The organism is Pseudomonas sp. CAU 1711, from assembly GCF_039888625.1.
Classification (GTDB): Bacteria; Pseudomonadota; Gammaproteobacteria; order Pseudomonadales; family Pseudomonadaceae; genus Aquipseudomonas.
This window is the reverse complement of record NZ_JBDQQT010000012.1, coordinates 1-17,137: the sequence shown is the minus strand read 5'-3', so window position 1 is coordinate 17,137 and position 17,137 is coordinate 1. Positions and strand designations below refer to the sequence as shown.

The following is a 17,137-nucleotide window of genomic DNA, read 5'->3' as shown; positions in this document are numbered from 1 at the left end:
GGGCAAATCGGTCATGCTCGCGGCCTTTGCCTGCTACTCGTCGTCAGGCAGTCGTCGCCGGCTATTTGACTGGGTAATCTAGCCAAAGGCCTTTTGCCAGCATTCAAGTCCGCATCCACCCCGCCGAAACATTCGGCAACCGCCCCCGAACGGAGCCCATCCCATGCAAACAGGGCTGTTAGCTAGCTTCATGCCGCAAACCGAGCAGAGCCCCGACGACCAGCTGCTCTGCCGCATGCTGTCCTTCTTCGGCCTGTGCGGCATCGCCATAGGCCTGTACAGCGGCATCAAATGGGGGCGCCTGGGCAACGACGCCCTGGTGCATGGCTCGTTCCTGCTGATCGGCGGCATGCCCCTGGCCCTGCTGGCCCTGCGCCAGGCCTGGCTGCCGGTGCGCGGCGTGGCCAACCTGGCCATGGCGCTGATCAGCAGCTACGCGATGATCCTCAACTACCAGTTGGGCGGCCTGCACTCGGCGCACATCTTCTGGCCCCTGGTGGTGATCGGCTTCGCCTATCTGCTGGTGGGCGGGCGCAGCGCCGCCTTCTGGGCCCTGCTGCAGCTGCTGTTCGTGTTCTGGCTGATCCGCCTGGAGCGCTCCGGCGCCGCCCTGCCCCAGTTCGAGCTGAGCCCGCGCGACGCCATGCTCAACGAGTATTCGGGTTACCTGCTGCCGGTGCTCACCATGTGGCTGGCCCAGTGGTACAGCTCGCGCGTACGCCAGCAGGCCCTGAGCGATGCCCAGCAGCACCTGGAGGAAGCCCGCCGGGTCGGTAAGGCCGCCACGGCCGGCAGCCAGCAGTTGGCCGGCCTGCTGGACGAGGTGCGCCAGGGCGCCGGCGACCTGCACCAACTGTCGCAGCAGCTGTACCACACCCTCGACAGCATGCGCCTGCGCTGCCAGAGCATCGACGGCGACCTGCAGCAGCAGGCCGACGCCATGCAGCGGCTCGACCTGGCCGTGCATGAGGTACTGCAGGCGCTGGCCAGCAGCACCGCGCACATGCAGCAGCTGAGCCGTGACACCCAGCACAGCAGCGGCCAGGTCAACGCCTGCGCCAGCCGCATGCAGGAAGCCCAGGACAGCATGCAGGCGATCCAGGCGAGCAATCAGCGCATCGCCGAATCCATGCAGATGATCAGCGCCATCGCCCAGCAGACCAACCTGCTGGCGCTCAACGCCGCCATCGAGGCGGCGCGGGCCGGCGAGCATGGCCGTGGCTTCGCGGTGGTGGCCGACGAGGTGCGCTCGCTGTCGCAGCGCAGCAACCAGACCGCCGACACGGTGCAGAAGGTGCTAGGCCAGTCCGAACGCATCGTCGACACCGGCGCCGAGCAGGTCTGCGGCGTGGGCGAGGCCCTGACCGAGAACGCCGCGCTGACCGCCCACCTCTCCGACGCGATTCTGCAGCACAGCCAGGCGCTGGATCAGGCCCACCACCTGCTGAGCCAGGTGCGCGACCACAGCAAGGCGCAGCATCAGGCCAGCGAGCGGCAGCGCCAGGCCAGCGCCGAGCTGCTCAGCGCCCAGGAATCGCTGGTCGATCTGGGCGAGCGTCTGGAACTGCTGTCGCAGCAACTGCATCAACGGGTCGCCGAATAACGCTCGCGGCGGGCTCCGCCACTCAGGGCCGCCCCGCGCGCAGGTAGCGCCCCGCCAGCTCCTCCGCCAACCGCTCGCGCTGCTCGGCGATGGCCTGCCAGAAGCGCTCGGCGAGCTCCGGGTTGGCGGCGTAGAACTGGTGCGACAGCGGCAGGTACCAGTCGGTGCGCATGAGTGGCAGAGGCAAAGGCACCAGCCGCCCCCGCAGCCCCATCTCGTCGATCAGGGCCAGGCCAATCTCACGCTCCAGCACATAGCCGTCCAGGCGTCCCGCCAGCACCAACCTGAGCGCCGTCGCCTGCGCCAGCGACTCCTGGGCCAGCACGCCCAGCTCGCGCAGGCGCTGGCTGGTGGCGTAGCCGAGCGGCGCGCCGACGCCATGGACGACGCCACCGAAGCGCTGGCCATCCCACTGCAGCCTGCTGTCGGGCGGCACCATGATCAGGTACTCGACTTGCCACAGGCGCTGACCGACATCGACCGGGGCCTCGCTCAGCGGAATGCGCCCGGGGTAACGCCCCCAGACATCGCGATCCGCCTGCCAGACGGCGACGAAGGTACCGTCGCTGCTGCCCTGACGCACTTCGAGGACGCAGCGGTTCCACGGCTGCTGATGCAGGTCCAGGCGCAGTCTGGCCTGGTTGGCGGCCTGCTGGATCAGCTCGATGACCAGCCCGGGCTGCTCCGCCGGCCAACCCGGCGGCGAACTGGTATAGGGCGGCAGGCCACCGACCTCGTAGCAGAGCCTGAGCCGCGGCCACTCCCCCTCGGCGGTGGCGACGGATGCCCACGCACCACTCAGCAGCAGTATCCACACGCGCAGGTTCGCCATGGCCGCTTCACTCGGGGAGACCTAGAGCAAGCATGGCGGGGCCTGCCGCCGGCGTCCAGAAATGCGCGAGCCGGCGCTGGCCGGCCCTCTGCCTGGCGCGCGGAACTCAGTCGTTGCCCGACTTGCCCGCCGCCTGCAGCACGTACTGCGGCAGGGCAAAGGCGCCGAGGTGGACCTGCGGATTGTAATAACGGGTGACTATGCCGCTGCCGACGAAGCGCTGCAGCAGGAGCTCCGGCGACAGCCGGCGATACTCGGGGTCGGTGGCACCCCAGGCGAAGGCCATGTCGCCGCCTAGGTAAGTGGGCACCGCCGCCATATAGAAGTGCCAGTCGGCGAACAGGCCATCCAGGCGGTTGGCCGCATCCTGCACCTGCGCGAGCTGCATGAAGGGCGTGCCGCACTGCGCGACCAGCACGCCCCTGTCGTCCAGGCAGCGGCGGCAGGCCCGATAGAAATCCTCGGAGAACAGCACCCGACTCGGCCCCTGTGGATCGCTGGAGTCGACGATGATCACGTCGAACCTCTCCGTGGTGCCGGCCACGAAGTCCATGCCGTCGCCTATCACCAGGCTCAGGCGCGGATCCTCGAAGGCGCCACAGCTGTGTTTGGGCAGATGTTCCTTGCACAGTTCGAGCAGGACCTCGTCGATCTCCACCAGGGTGATGCCCTCCACGTCGCGGTGCTTGCACACCTCACGCAGCGTAGCGCCGTCGCCGCCACCGACGATCAGCACGCGCCTGGTCGCGCCGTGGGCGAGGATGGGCACATGGGTGAGCATCTCATGGTAGATGAACTCATCGGCCTCGGTGGTCTGGATCACACCGTCCAGCGCCAGCACCCGCCCCATCAAGGCATTCTCGAAGATCACCAGATGCCCGTGCTCGGTGTAAACCTCGCGCAGCAACCCATCCATGCGCAGGCGCTGGCCGTAACCGTCGTAGAGGGTTTCCAGATAATCGCTCATGCCTGAGCCCCTCCGTCGCTGGCGCACTCAGATGCGCAGGTTGCCCCGCGGCCCCGCCAGGGCCCAGACGATCAGCCCCAGCACCGGCAGGAGGACGATCAGCAGCACCCAGAGCACCTTGATCCCGGTTTCCGCGCCGCTCTTGATCACGTTGACTATCGCCCAGATGTCCAGAGCCAGAACGACCAGGCCGAACAGACCGCCGAGGGTAGATCCCATGAGAACACTCCTGTGTAGGTGAACCTCTCACATTTAGGATATGCCACAGGCCGAGGTGTTCCCGAAGCCCCGTGCTGCTGGGCATAACCCCCTTAAAATCGGCAACATGCGACATATTTCTATGTTTTTACGACAGCACGTGACTCCAAGGTCAGGTTCAGCCATCAACTGTTCACAGGCCACGGCAACAGATGCTTTCGCTGGCCGCTCGCAGATTGGGCATCCTTGGAGAACAGACCCATGAACACCTCGCTCCGCGTCAACGAAGCTCTGCTCATCGCCGGCCGCGCCTTCCAGCCGTTCCAGTGCGTCGCCTGGCAGCCGCAGGACGGCACCGGCGTGATTACCCTGGCGGTGGTCGACCGCACCAACCGCCGGCTCGGCCAGGCCCAACTGGACAGCCGCACCTACGCCGACCCGGTGCAGCTGGCCGCCACCCTCACCCAATCGCGCGAGCAGATCAGCAGCCAGGGCTACGCTCTCGACCCCTGGAGCATGCCCGAGTAAGGCATCCGCAAGATCCCGGTCTGCTGCCCCGCAAGCCCCCACTGCCGCAAGGCGTGGGGGTTTTGCTTTTTCAGCCCCCAGATGTCCATATCTGTGGGTTTATTGTCCTTGTTGCCAAAGAGTGACGAGAGCAGACTCTCTCCAACTTCTGGAGAGAAACCATGCGCACCATCGCCTGCCTGATCTACCCGGACGTGATGAGCCTGGACGTCACCGGCCCGTTGCAGGTGTTCGCCTCGGCCAACGTCGAGCTGCGCCGCCAGGGCCGGGCCGAGGCTTATCGCCTGCTGGTGCTGGCCGAACGGGCCGGCCCGCTGGCCACTTCCGCCGGCTTCCAGCTGGTGGCCGAGCGGGCCTGGCGCGACTGTGAGCCCGCCGAGCTGGATACCCTGCTGATCCCCGGCGGTCTGGGTGAAACGGCGCAGTGCGCCAACCAGCCACTGCTGGCCTGGCTGCGTGGCGCCGAGCCGCGAGTGCGCCGCCTCGGTTCGGTGTGCTCCGGCGCCCTGATCCTGGCCGCCGCCGGCCTGCTCGACGGCCGTCGCGCCACCACCCACTGGGCGGACGTCGCGGCTCTGCGCCGCCACGCGGCCATCGAGGTGGACGGCGACCGCCTGCACACCTACGACCCGCAGGGCCGCGACGGCGACGCCCATGTGTTCACCTCGGCCGGGGTCACCGCCGGCATCGACCTGGCCCTGGCGCTGGTCGAGGCCGATCTCGGCCGGCCACTGGCCCTGGCCGTGGCCCGACGCCTGGTGATGTTCCTCCGTCGCCCCGGCGGCCAGGCGCAGTTCAGCGCCCTGCTCGCCCCGGACCCGGCGCGCACGCCGCGTCTGCTCGGTCTGCTGGAATGGATCGCGCAGAACCTGGCCGCCGACCTGTCGCTGGAAGCCCTGGCCGAACGCGCCCACCTCTCCACACGCAGCCTGTCGCGGCTGTTCGTCCAGGAGCTGGGCATGGGCCCGGGGCGCTACGTCGAGCAACTGCGCCTGGACGCCGCGCGTGGCCTGCTGCAGGACAGCGGCGCCTCGATCGGCACCGTGGCGCGGCTGACCGGCTTCCGCCACCCGGAGAATCTGCGCCGCACCTTCCACAAGCACCTGTCGGTGAGCCCCCAGGACTACGCCGAGCGCTTCGCCTGAAACCAGCCCCAACCAGGAGAACCACCATGCTGCAACTGCGCCCCGGCTGCGAATGCTGCGACCGCGACCTGCCCCCGGAGTCACGGGACGCGATGATCTGCTCCTTCGAGTGCACCTTCTGCCACGACTGCGCACAGGAGCGCCTGCACGGCCGCTGCCCCAACTGCGGCGGCGAGCTGGTGCGCCGACCGACTCGTCCGACGGACAAGCTGAGCCGCTTCCCCGCCATCACCGAGCGCACCTTCAAACCCGCCGGCTGCCCACGAGACTGATGCCATGCTGCTTCTACGCAATCCCACCCTGCTGCGCCTGTTCCTCGCCCAGGCCCTGTTCTGGAGCTGCGCCCTGATCGGCGTGACCCTGACCTCGCTAGTCGGCCTGCAACTGGCGCCCAGCAACAGCCTGGCCACGCTGCCACTGGCCCTGCTGGTGCTAGGCTACCTGCTGGCGGCCCAGCCGCTGTCGGCCTTCATGCAGCGCCACGGGCGCCGCGCGGGGCTGGTGCTGGGCGCCACTGCCGGCGTGCTCGGCGGCCTGATCGGCGCGGCCGGAGTCTGGCTGGCGGACTTCTGGCTGTTCTGCCTGGGCTCGCTGACCATCGGCATCTACCAGGCCTCGGCCATGTACTACCGCTTCGCCGCGCTGGAGGCGGTGGACAGCGCCCATCAGGGCCGTGCCACGGCCTGGGTGATAGGCGGCGGCCTGTGCGCCGCGCTGCTGGCGCCGGAACTGACCCTGTGGGCACGCGACGCCCTGGCCACACCCTTCGTCGGCGCCTACCTGGCGGTCGCTGCCCTGGCCGCGCTGGCCCTGCCGCTGCTCGCCAGCCTGCGCCAGGGCGCCCTGCCGCCGAGCGCCGGCGGCGGCCTGCAGGCCATGCGCGAGCTGCTCGGCCGCCCTCTGGTGCGTGCGGCCATGGCCACCACCGCCATCGGCCATGGCCTGATGATCCTGGTGATGAACGCCACGCCGCTGGCCATGAGCTTCTGCGGCCTGCCGCTGGAGGCCGGCGCCGAGGTGATCCGCTGGCACATGGTCGGCATGTTCCTGCCGGCCTTCGTCGCCGGCCCGCTGGTCGACCGTCTCGGCGCCCGACGCGTGGCCCTGCTCGGCATCGGCCTGCTGACCGGCAGCGCCGCCATCGCCCTGAGCGGCCAGTTGCAGGCGCACTTCCTGCTGTCGTCGCTGCTGCTGGGCATGGGCTGGAACCTGATGCTGGTGGCCGGTACCACCCTACTCGGCCAGGGCCACAGCACGCAGGAGCGCGGCCAGGCCCAGGGCCTGATGGAACTGGGCAACGGTAGCGTGGCGGCCTGCGCCTCCTTCGCCTCGGGCGCGCTGATCAGCGGCCTAGGCTGGAACCCGGTGAACCTCGCCATGCTGCCGCTGCTGGCGCTGGCACTGCTGGCCCTGGCCGGCGGAGCGCGACAGGCCCAGGCGGCATAAAGGAGACCTGCCGGCGACGAGGTCGATCTCAGTCGCCGTGCACCGTGACGCGGTTGCGCCCGCCGTGCTTGGACTGGTACAGGGCGCGGTCGGCCCAGTCGATCAGCTCTTGGTGGTCCTGGCTGCTCTGCGCCAGGTCGGCCACGCCCAGGCTGATGGTGAAGCGGATCTCCTGGCCCTCATGGTCCACCACCAGGCCCTCCACCAGCTGGCGCAAGCGCTCGGCGAACAGGCGGGCGCCGGCCTTGTCGACGTCCGGCAGCAGCACCACGAACTCCTCGCCGCCGTAGCGCCCGGCGATGTCGCTCTCGCGAATCGCCTCGCGCACCACGTCGGCGACCAGCTGGATCACCTTGTCGCCGGCCGGGTGGCCGAAGGTATCGTTGACCCGCTTGAAGTGGTCGATGTCGAAGATCACCAGTGAGGCCATGCTGCCGTAGCGACGATGGCGTGAGTACTCGCGGTGCAGCTCCTCCTCCCAGTGGCCGCGGTTGTTCAGCCCGGTGAGGCGGTCGGTGCGCGACAGGTGCTTGAGCTGCTGGTTGGCCGACAGCAGCTGGCGCTTGTTCACCGCCACGTTGGTGACGTCGTAGATGATCAGACAGACGTGCTCGATGCGGCTGTTGGTGGCCTGCAGCGGCAGTAGGGTGGTGTTCTGGTACATGAAGTCTTCCTGCCCGGTGATCGGCTGGTAGTTCTTGAACCGCACCAGGTAGGGCCGCTGCTCCCAGATGGTGAACGCCGGCGTGCCGAGGGTGACGACGCTGTCCACCTTATGGCGGAACCACTCCTCCTCCACCTCGGGGAACAACTCGAGGAAGGACTTCTGCAGCACCTCTTCCGGGGGCAGCCCGGAGCGGTTCTCCATGAAGCTGTTCCACACCCCGATGCGGAGCTGGCGATCCAGCACCACCACGCCGACGTCGATGCTCTGCACTATCGTCAGCAGCCAGTGGAATTCGTTGAGGTCGACGGTCTCGGCCATGGATCAACCCATCATGTAGGCGAGTTTCTTGGTCAGCCGCGGCACCGAGTCCTCGGTGAACAGCAGCAGCAGGTCGAAGTGGATGTCGTGCCCCTCGATGCTGTAGCTGAACTCCACCGCCAGGGTCTTGCGCCAGCGCTGCTGGTTGAGACTGATCAGCTCGTCGATCGGCGCGTGCTGGCCGAGTATCTGTGGGTGCCCCTGGGAGAACTTGATGCTGATCTGCTCGGCGATGCCGCTGAGGCAAGCGCCGATCACCACGCTGGACATGTCCAGCAGCATCTCCATCGCCGAGCTCTCGCCGGCGCTGCGATGCAGCAGCTTGGCCATGTCGGCCATTTCCGAGTCATGGAAGATCAGCAGCGCCTCGCCAGCGATGCCGCCGCCGATGTAGCCCTGGCACACGGCGGTGAGGCGGTCGTCGCTCTGCGCATCGGCCAGCGCCATGTGCAGCTCGCTGACCTCGAGGATGTTGACGTTGGGCAGCGGCAGCTGCACGAACACTCCCAGTACCCGCGCCAGCAGGGCGGCGGCACGGCCCATGGCGACGTTGATCACCTCGCGGAAGGCGTCGCGGAAATTCACCTTGGGCTCGACCAGCAGCACCGGCGGCGCGTCACCCTCGCCGGCGAGCAGGCCCAGGCGCTCCAGGGTCTCGCACATCAGCTGCGGGTCGGCCGGTTTCTTCAGGAAGGCCAGCGCGCCCAATTCGCTGACGCGCCGCACGGCCTCGTCCTGCACATCGCCGGACACCACTATCACCCGGCACTCCAGGCCCTCGTCGCGCAACCCGGCGAGCACGCCGTAGCCGTCCAGCACCGGCATGGTCAGGTCGAGCAGGAGCAGGTCGATGCCACCCTCGCGGATGCGCTGCAACGCCTCGGCGCCGTTGGTGGCCTGGCTGATCTCGACCGGCCATTCCGACGGCAGCGCGCGCAACAGTTGCTTGCGCGCCATCGCGGAGTCGTCGCAGACCAGCAGGGAAGTGGTTGCCATCGGCAAGAGCCTCACGGGGCCGTGTGGATAGTCCGGCTTTCTTCTTGTTAGCACTCCTGCCGCGCCGAGTCACGCAGAGGCGGCAGCGCAAGGGGCAATAAGGAAACACTTTCCCCCGGCAATTGCCATAGCAATGTGCCATCACCCTCATCATTTGCGAAGGGCCGCACGAATCTCCCAGACACGAAAAAGGCGCCCGCAGGCGCCTTCTCGTGCAACGTGGGAACTCAGTAATAGGCGTTCTCGCGGTTGCTGTGGTCGGTCACGTCGCGCACGCCCTTGAGCTCGGGGATGCGCTCCAGCAGGGTCTTCTCGATGCCCTCCTTGAGCGTGTAGTCGGCCTGGCCGCAGCCCTGGCAACCGCCGCCGAAACGCAGCACGGCGATGCCTTCCTCGACCACGTCGACCAGGGTCACCTGGCCGCCATGGCTGGCCAGGCCCGGGTTGATCTCGGTCTGCAGGTAGTAGTTGATGCGCTCGTTGAGCGGGCTGTCCTCGTTGACCATCGGCACCTTGGCGTTCGGCGCCTTGATGGTCAGCTGGCCGCCCATGCGGTCGGTGGCGTAGTCGACCACGGCGTCTTCCAGGAAGGGCTCGCTGACCGCGTCGATCCAGGCGGTGAACTCCTTCAGCGCCAGGGCGGTGTCTTCCGGCTTCTGCTCGCCCGGCTTGCAGTAGGCGATGCAGGTTTCCGCGTAGGGCGTGCCGGGCTGGGTGATGAAGACGCGGATGCCGATGCCGGTGGTGTTCTGCTTCTTCAGCAGATCGGACAGGTAATCGTGGGCGGCGTCGGTAATGGTGATGGCGCTCATGGCAACTCCTCGCAAACGTGCCGCCAGTGTACGCCAATAGACCCCGCCGGATAAAGTCCTAGCATTTTAGTAGGAATAATTCCCGCCTCGACTCCGCTAGACTAGCCACTCACACAGTCGGGACTCGCGAGACCATGAATCACTGGACCCATAGCCTGCCCAAGGCCGAGCTGCACCTGCACCTGGAGGGCTCGCTGGAGCCCGAGCTGCTGTTCGCCCTGGCCGAGCGCAACAAGATCGCCCTGCCCTGGGCCGACGTCGACAGCCTGCGCGGCGCCTACGCCTTCAACAACCTGCAGGAATTCCTCGACCTCTACTACCAGGGCGCCAACGTCCTGCGCAGCGAGCAGGACTTCTACGACCTGACCTGGGCCTACCTGCTCAAGTGCAAGGAACAGGGCGTGGTGCACACCGAGCCCTTCTTCGACCCGCAGACCCACACCGACCGCGGCATCCCCTTCGAAGTGGTGCTGCGCGGCATCCAGCAGGCCCTGCTCGATGGGCAGAAGCAGCTCGGCATCACTCACGGCCTGATCTTGAGCTTCCTCCGCCACCTGCCCGAGGAAGAGGCCTTCAAGACCCTGGAGCAGGCCATGCCGTTCCGCGACGCCTTCGTCGCCGTCGGCCTGGACAGCTCGGAGAAGGGCTTTCCGCCGCGCCTGTTCGAGCGGGTGTTCGCCAAGGCGCGCAGCGAAGGGCTGCTCACCGTCGCCCACGCCGGCGAGGAAGGCCCGCCCGAATACATCTGGGAAGCCCTCGACCTGCTCAAGATCGAACGCATCGACCACGGCGTGCGCGCCATTGAGGACGAGCGCCTGATGCAGCGCATCATCGACGAGCAGATCGCGCTGACCGTCTGCCCGCTCTCCAACATCAAGCTCTGCGTGTTCGAGCATATGGCCCAGCACAACATCCTGCGGATGCTCGAACGCGGGGTGAAGGTGACGGTGAACTCGGACGACCCGGCCTACTTCGGCGGCTACGTCGGCGAGAATTTCGCCGCCCTGGAGCGCGACCTGGGCATGACCCGCGAGCAGGCCGAGCGCCTGGCGCGCAACAGCCTGGAGGCGCGCCTGGTCAAGTAGGCGAGCGGCCTCGCATCCCCTCTGCTCGCCAAGCAGAGGGGAAATCCAGCGCCCCCACTCATAGATTCTGGTAGCGGTTCATATCCAGCACGCCCGCCTCCACCGGCTCGGTTTCGCGCAGGTAGGCGGACAGGTCGTTGAAGTAGCGCCAGAACTCGGGATGGCTGCGGCGAATGCCCCAGCGCCGCACCACCTTCTCGAACGCCGCCTCATCGCGGGCCTGCTCCAGAGCCGCGACGAACTCGGGTACCTCGCCCGCGCTCAGGCTGAACATGAAGTTCGGGTAGCTGCTCAGCACGCCCGGGTACACCGTGAGGGTATCCAGCTCCGGCTGGTAACGCAGCGACTCGCCCATCATGAACGCCACGTTGCTGTGCGCGCGGTTGCGCAGCAGGCTGTAGACCTCGCGCCGGCCGTCGGCCAGCTGCACGCGCAGCAGGGTCGCCTCGGGCAACTGTGCAATCGCCTTGAGGCCACCGGCCGGGCGCCCGGTCAGGCGGCTCAGCGCCTGCTCGGCGTCCTCCAGCTCTGCCGGCAGCCCCGGCCTGTGGCATTCGCCAGTCCGGCACCGGTTGAGCGGGTCGGGCCGCGCGTTGAGGGTGCCGTAACGCTGCAGTAGGGTTTCGACAAAGGCTCCCTTGGCCCCTTGTGACGGCAGGATGAAGGCAGTGGGCGAGTCCAGGTCGACGTCGGCGTAGTCCAGCCACATCTTCAGCTTGCCGCTGTCCTGGTACCAGTCGTCCAGATAGTCCTGACGCGACTGCGGCGGCAGCAGTCGGAGGAAGTTCAGTTCGGCGCCATTGCGAATCAGGTCGAAGTACAGGCGGGTCTGCGCCTGGTGCGAGACATTGCCGAACACGTCGAAGTTGACCACCAGCTGGTAGTAGGCCCGCTCGAACAACGGGTAGTCGAGCAGCCACAGGGTCTGCGGCACGGCGCCAATCAGACCCTTGCGCACCGAGGCACTGTCATGCTGGCGGAAGATCGACAGCAGCGCGTTGTCGTTGCCGGCCCACAGGTGCGACCAGCTGGGCGCCGGGGCCCGGGCGTAGGCATCGTGGCGCAGCGTCTCATACTGGTTGCGCTTGTCACGGTAGCGCCGCCAGAGCGGCAGCAGGTCGCCGATGTCGTCGAACTGACCGGGCATGGCCAGCAGCGGCGTGGCCAGGGCACGGTAATCGGCATCGATCAGATAGAGGTCGTGGCTGGGGTCCTGGAACAGCGTCCAGAAGTGGTCGCGGATCACGTCGGTGGCGATCTGCCCGCGACAGACCGGCCCGCGAATGAAAGTGCGCACGAAGTATTCGGCGTTATCCAGCATGAACTGGTAGCGCGCCTCGGCGGGAATCGCCTGGAAGGTCTCGAAGGGGTTGGCGCGGCGCTGCGCGCCGTAGCCCGGCAGCGCCTCCACCGTCCAGTCGCTGGCGTAGAACAGCTCGCGCACCCGCTCCAGCTTCTTCGCGCTGAGCGGATAGGTGATGTGGGTCTTGTGCACTATCGCGCCCTGGACCGGCCATAGGCGGTAATGGAAATCGCCGCCCGGAGCCTCGTTGGGGCGGCGCGTGGCGATGGGGTCGATCGGCTGGCCGCTGGGCGTGCGCGAGCGCACCAGCTGGAAGAAATGCCCCGGCTCGCCGCCCTCGAAGTACAGGTGAGCGAGGAACAGGTGCTCGAACAGCCAGCGATTGACCAGGCTCTCCCGCGCGCCGGGCGCATTGAGGAAGCGCTCCCATTCGGCGATCTGCTTGCGCTCCAGCGCAGAGGGTAGCAGCGTCTGCGGCTCCAGCGGCGCCCCCTGCCTGACCCAGTCCTGCAGGGTGGCGTACTCGGCATCGGTCAGGCCGGTCACGGCGAAGGGCATGCCGGCATGGGGGAAGCGCTTCGCATAGGCGGCGAACTCATCGGGAGTGGGGCACTGGTTATCGCGGGCGATGGACAGATCGAGATCGTCCGGCAGTTTGGCGTTGACCTGCAGCGGTTGGGCGCGCCCCAGCTCCAGCATGCGCGCGATCAGCGACGCCTGGCCGGCCCGCGCATCCAGCACCGAGTGAAAGCCCAGGTCGCGCCAGGCCGCCTCGCTCCGGGCATCGAAGTACAGCCGGGTGGTGGCCTGCGCCCGGGTCCGCACGCCGTCGTACACCGGCAGCTTGCTGGCCCCGCGCAGCAGGCCCTCGGCGCTGCCCAGGTTGAGCTGGCAGGGCGCGTCGTAGCAGGCGTGGCAGGCCACGCACTTGGCGGTCAGGATCGGCTGGATATCGCGGTTGTACAGCAGCGGCTCGGCAGCCAGCAGCGGCGCGCACAGCAGTGCCAGCGGGGCGAGAATGCGACGGGGCATGGCAAGATCCTTGCGCGACGAAAGTACATTGTACGGCGGCGTCAGGTACAAGGGCTCAACATGAGCCATTTTCATGCTGATCCCATGAACGCCTGAGGCTCATGCAGCTTTGCTATCATCCACGGCCTTTCTACACGCTCACCCCAGGTAGTTCCCATGTCCGACCGCAGCGCCCGCCTCCAGGCCCTTCAGCACGCCCTGAAAGAACGCATCCTGATTCTCGACGGCGGCATGGGCACCATGATCCAGAGCTACAAGCTGGAGGAGCAGCACTACCGTGGCGAGCGCTTCGCCGACTGGCCGAGCGACGTCAAGGGCAACAACGACCTGCTGCTGCTGACCCAGCCGCAGATCATCGCCGAGATCGAACGTGCCTACCTGGATGCCGGCGCCGATATCCTCGAGACCAACACCTTCAACGCCACCCGCGTGTCGCAGGCCGACTACGGCATGGAAGAGCTGGCCTACGAGCTGAACGTGGCCGGCGCCCGCGTCGCCCGTGAGGTGTGCGATGCCAAGACCGCCGAGACCCCGGATCGCCCGCGTTTCGTCGCCGGCGTGCTGGGCCCGACCAGCCGCACCTGCTCGATCTCCCCGGACGTCAACGACCCGGGCTTTCGCAACGTCACATTCGACGAGCTGGTGGACAACTACACCGAGGCCACTCGCGGCCTGATCGAGGGCGGCGCGGACCTGATCCTGATCGAGACCATCTTCGACACCTTGAATGCCAAGGCGGCGATCTTCGCCGTGCAGCAGGTGTTCGAGGAGGACGGCGTCGAGCTGCCGATCATGATCTCCGGCACCATCACCGACGCCTCCGGGCGCACCCTGTCCGGGCAGACCACCGAGGCCTTCTGGAATTCGGTGCGCCACGCCCAGCCGCTCTCCGTGGGCCTGAACTGCGCCCTCGGCGCCCAGGAGCTGCGCCCGTACCTGGCGGAGCTCTCGGCCAAGGCCGACACCCATGTCTCGGCCCACCCCAACGCCGGCCTGCCCAACGCCTTCGGTGAATACGACGAGACCCCGGCGCAGATGGCCGAAGTGGTCGAGGAATTCGCCGCCAGCGGCCTGCTCAACATCATCGGCGGCTGCTGCGGCACCACCCCGGCGCATATCCAGGCGATCGCCGAGGCCGTGGCCAAGCACAAACCGCGCGTGATTCCGGAGATTGCCAAGGCCTGCCGCCTGTCGGGCCTGGAGCCCTTTACCATCGACCGTAACAGCCTCTTTGTTAACGTCGGCGAGCGCACCAACATCACCGGCAGCGCCAAGTTCGCCCGGCTGATCCGCGAGGAGAACTACACCGAGGCCCTGGAAGTCGCCCTGCAGCAGGTGGAAGCCGGCGCCCAGGTGATCGACATCAACATGGACGAGGGCATGCTCGACTCGCAGGCCGCCATGGTGAAGTTCCTCAACCTGATCGCCTCCGAGCCGGATATCTCGCGCGTGCCCATCATGATCGACTCCTCCAAGTGGGAGGTGATCGAGGCCGGCCTCAAGTGCATCCAGGGCAAGGGCATCGTCAACTCGATCTCGATGAAGGAAGGCGTCGAGCAGTTCAAGCACCACGCCAAACTGTGCAAGCGCTACGGCGCCGCCGTGGTGGTGATGGCCTTCGACGAGGTCGGCCAGGCCGACACCGCCGCGCGCAAGAAGGAAATCTGCCAGCGCTCCTACGACATCCTGGTCAATGAAGTGGGCTTCCCGCCGGAAGACATCATCTTCGACCCGAATATCTTCGCCGTGGCCACCGGCATCGAGGAACACAACAACTACGCGGTGGACTTTATCGAGGCCTGCGCCTACATCCGTGACGAGCTGCCCTATGCGCTCAGCTCCGGCGGCGTGTCCAACGTGTCCTTCTCGTTCCGTGGCAACAACCCGGTGCGCGAGGCGATCCACTCGGTGTTCCTCTACCACGCCATCCAGAATGGCCTGACCATGGGCATCGTCAACGCCGGCCAGCTGGAGATCTACGACGAAATTCCGGCCGAGCTGCGCGACAAGGTCGAGGACGTGGTGCTCAACCGCACCCCGGGCGGCACCGACGCCCTGCTGGCCATCGCCGACAACTACCGTGGCGGCGGCGCGGTGAAGGAAGCCGAGGACGAGGAGTGGCGCGCCCTGCCGGTGGCCAAGCGCCTGGAACACGCGCTGGTCAAGGGCATCACCACCTACATAGTCGAGGACACCGAGGAGTGCCGCCAACAGTGCGCGCGCCCCATCGAGGTGATCGAGGGCCCGCTGATGAGCGGCATGAACGTGGTCGGCGACCTGTTCGGCGCCGGCAAGATGTTCCTGCCCCAGGTGGTCAAGTCCGCCCGCGTGATGAAGCAGGCGGTGGCTCACCTGATCCCCTTCATCGAAGCGGAGAAAGGCGACAAGCCGGAGGCCAAGGGCAAGATCCTGATGGCCACGGTCAAGGGCGACGTGCACGACATCGGCAAGAACATCGTCGGCGTGGTGCTCGGCTGCAATGGCTACGATGTGGTCGACCTGGGCGTGATGGTGCCGGCGGAGAAGATCCTCAAGACCGCCATCGAGGAGAAGTGCGACATCATCGGTCTGTCCGGCCTGATCACCCCCTCGCTCGACGAGATGGTGCACGTGGCCAGGGAGATGCAGCGCCAGGGCTTCAACCTGCCGCTGATGATCGGCGGCGCCACCACCTCCAAGGCCCACACGGCGGTGAAGATCGACCCGCAGTACCAGAATGATGCGGTGGTCTACGTCACCGACGCCTCGCGCGCCGTTGGCGTGGCCACCAGCCTGCTGTCCAAGGAGCTGAAGGCCGAGTTCGTGCGCAAGACCCGCGAGGACTACGCCGTGGTGCGCGAGCGTACCGCCGCCCGCGCCTCGCGCACCGAGCGCCTGAGCTACGCCGAGGCCATCGCCAACAAGCCGGACTTCGACTGGACCGGCTACATCGCGCCCAAGCCGAGCTTCACCGGCGTGCGGGTGCTGGAAGATATCGATCTGCGCGAACTGGCCCAGTACATCGACTGGACGCCCTTCTTCATCTCCTGGGACCTGGCCGGCAAGTACCCGCGCATCCTCACCGACGAGGTGGTCGGCGAGGCCGCCACCAGCCTGTTCAACGATGCCCAGGCGATGCTGGAGAAGCTGATCGACGAGAAGCTGATCAAGGCCCGCGCGGTCTTCGGTTTCTGGCCGGCCAACCAGGTGCGCCACGACGACATCGAAGTCTACGGCGACGACGGCAAGCCACTGGCCACCCTGCACCACCTGCGCCAGCAGGGCATCAAGGCGGACAGCAAGCCCAACCTGTCGCTGGCCGACTTCGTCGCGCCCAAGGAAAGCGGCAAGACCGACTACATGGGCGGTTTTATCACCACCGCCGGCATCGGCGCCGAGGAAGTGGCCAAGGCCTACGAGGCCAAGGGCGACGACTACAGCTCGATCATGGTCAAGGCCCTGGCCGACCGCCTGGCCGAGGCCTGCGCCGAGTGGCTGCATGAGCGCGTGCGCAAGGACTACTGGGGCTACGCCAAGGACGAGACCCTGGACAACGAGGCGCTGATCCGCGAGCAGTACGTCGGCATCCGCCCCGCCCCCGGCTACCCGGCCTGCCCGGACCACACGGAAAAAGCCACCCTGTTCCAGCTGCTCGACCCCGAGGCGGACTACAACCAGGCCGGCACGAGCGGCGTGTTCCTCACCGAGCACTACGCCATGTTCCCGGCGGCGGCGGTGTCCGGCTGGTACTTCGCCCACCCCGAGGCGCAGTACTTCGCGGTCGGCAAGGTCGACCGCGACCAGGTCGAGTGCTACAGCAAGCGCAAGGGCCAGGAACTGGCCGTGACCGAACGCTGGCTGGCGCCGAATTTGGGTTATGAAAACTGAATATTAAAAAAAGAACCAAATAAATCCCGCATTAGCGGGATTTATTATTTAAATACATCTGGAAAAGCCATAACACGAAAACTAGCCTTCCCGAACGCCCATCCTACAGCAGGGCGCAAAGGAGATGAAAATGGCATTCGCACTCAAGCTCGGAATGAGAAACTCTCAGGACGTGAGAAAACTACAAGACATATTGATTGATAAGAAATACCTAGGGAAGGTCTGAAGTAGAGCGGTTTTTCTGGCTGACTTCGGCCTTCGCCAATTTTGAAAGCGGCCAGTGGGTCAAAATCGACCAGATGGCTCGCTCATTTCGGTGTTTCTGGCCGCCGCAAGCA

14 protein-coding genes are annotated in these 17,137 nt (G+C 66.7%); 7 read left to right on the top strand and 7 right to left on the bottom strand.

The window, feature by feature from the left end:
* Positions 1 to 163: 163 nt before the first annotated feature.
* Positions 164 to 1,603: a methyl-accepting chemotaxis protein gene (locus AAFN46_RS14470; RefSeq protein ID WP_347809392.1), complete on the top strand. Its 1,440-nt coding sequence runs from the start codon at positions 164 to 166 to the stop codon at positions 1,601 to 1,603.
* A gap of 22 nt (positions 1,604 to 1,625) precedes the next feature.
* Here AAFN46_RS14470 and AAFN46_RS14465 read toward each other — a convergent pair whose 3' ends face one another.
* The 3 genes from AAFN46_RS14465 to AAFN46_RS14455 all read right to left on the bottom strand — a co-directional run bounded on the left by AAFN46_RS14465 (position 1,626) and on the right by AAFN46_RS14455 (position 3,621).
* Positions 1,626 to 2,435, bottom strand: coding sequence for a hypothetical protein (locus AAFN46_RS14465; RefSeq protein ID WP_347809391.1), 810 nt, complete (start codon positions 2,433 to 2,435; stop codon positions 1,626 to 1,628).
* 106 nt (positions 2,436 to 2,541) lie between these two features.
* The gene (gene speE, locus AAFN46_RS14460; RefSeq protein WP_347809390.1) at positions 2,542 to 3,402 is read right to left on the bottom strand and encodes a polyamine aminopropyltransferase; all 861 of its coding nucleotides are present in this window, start codon (positions 3,400 to 3,402) and stop codon (positions 2,542 to 2,544) included.
* Positions 3,403 to 3,429: 27 nt separating this feature from the next.
* Positions 3,430 to 3,621, bottom strand: a complete 192-nt coding sequence (locus AAFN46_RS14455) for a PLDc N-terminal domain-containing protein (protein ID WP_347809389.1) — start codon at positions 3,619 to 3,621, stop codon at positions 3,430 to 3,432.
* 240 nt (positions 3,622 to 3,861) lie between these two features.
* On the opposite strand from AAFN46_RS14455, the gene AAFN46_RS14450 reads away from it, so the two are divergent.
* The 4 genes from AAFN46_RS14450 (at position 3,862) to AAFN46_RS14435 (ending at position 6,719) form a co-directional block, all read left to right on the top strand.
* The gene (locus AAFN46_RS14450) at positions 3,862 to 4,128 is read left to right on the top strand and encodes a hypothetical protein (protein WP_347809388.1); all 267 of its coding nucleotides are present in this window, start codon (positions 3,862 to 3,864) and stop codon (positions 4,126 to 4,128) included.
* Between the two features lie 161 nt (positions 4,129 to 4,289).
* Positions 4,290 to 5,273: a DJ-1/PfpI family protein gene (locus AAFN46_RS14445; protein ID WP_347809387.1), complete on the top strand. Its 984-nt coding sequence runs from the start codon at positions 4,290 to 4,292 to the stop codon at positions 5,271 to 5,273.
* 26 nt (positions 5,274 to 5,299) lie between these two features.
* Positions 5,300 to 5,545 (top strand): DUF1272 domain-containing protein, encoded by a 246-nt coding sequence (locus tag AAFN46_RS14440; protein WP_347809386.1) that lies wholly within the window; start codon positions 5,300 to 5,302, stop codon positions 5,543 to 5,545.
* Positions 5,546 to 5,552: 7 nt separating this feature from the next.
* Positions 5,553 to 6,719 (top strand): MFS transporter, encoded by a 1,167-nt coding sequence (locus tag AAFN46_RS14435; RefSeq protein WP_347809536.1) that lies wholly within the window; start codon positions 5,553 to 5,555, stop codon positions 6,717 to 6,719.
* Positions 6,720 to 6,747: 28 nt separating this feature from the next.
* On the opposite strand, the gene AAFN46_RS14430 is transcribed toward AAFN46_RS14435, so the two are convergent.
* The 3 genes from AAFN46_RS14430 to nfuA all read right to left on the bottom strand — a co-directional run bounded on the left by AAFN46_RS14430 (position 6,748) and on the right by nfuA (position 9,512).
* Positions 6,748 to 7,704, bottom strand: a complete 957-nt coding sequence (locus AAFN46_RS14430) for a diguanylate cyclase (RefSeq protein WP_347809385.1) — start codon at positions 7,702 to 7,704, stop codon at positions 6,748 to 6,750.
* 3 nt (positions 7,705 to 7,707) lie between these two features.
* Entirely contained in the window at positions 7,708 to 8,700 is a 993-nt protein-coding gene (locus tag AAFN46_RS14425; protein WP_347809384.1) for a response regulator, read from the bottom strand.
* 227 nt (positions 8,701 to 8,927) lie between these two features.
* Positions 8,928 to 9,512: a Fe-S biogenesis protein NfuA gene (nfuA, locus tag AAFN46_RS14420; RefSeq protein WP_347809383.1), complete on the bottom strand. Its 585-nt coding sequence runs from the start codon at positions 9,510 to 9,512 to the stop codon at positions 8,928 to 8,930.
* A gap of 134 nt (positions 9,513 to 9,646) precedes the next feature.
* Between nfuA and AAFN46_RS14415 the strand changes: the two genes are divergently transcribed.
* A complete protein-coding gene (locus AAFN46_RS14415; protein WP_347809382.1) occupies positions 9,647 to 10,597 on the top strand; it encodes an adenosine deaminase in 951 nt (316 codons plus the stop codon).
* Positions 10,598 to 10,655: 58 nt separating this feature from the next.
* On the opposite strand, the gene AAFN46_RS14410 is transcribed toward AAFN46_RS14415, so the two are convergent.
* A complete protein-coding gene (locus AAFN46_RS14410; RefSeq protein ID WP_347809381.1) occupies positions 10,656 to 12,932 on the bottom strand; it encodes a fatty acid cis/trans isomerase in 2,277 nt (758 codons plus the stop codon).
* A gap of 156 nt (positions 12,933 to 13,088) precedes the next feature.
* Between AAFN46_RS14410 and metH the strand changes: the two genes are divergently transcribed.
* Positions 13,089 to 16,799, top strand: coding sequence for a methionine synthase (metH, locus tag AAFN46_RS14405; protein ID WP_347809380.1), 3,711 nt, complete (start codon positions 13,089 to 13,091; stop codon positions 16,797 to 16,799).
* The last annotated feature ends 338 nt before the right edge of the window (positions 16,800 to 17,137 follow it).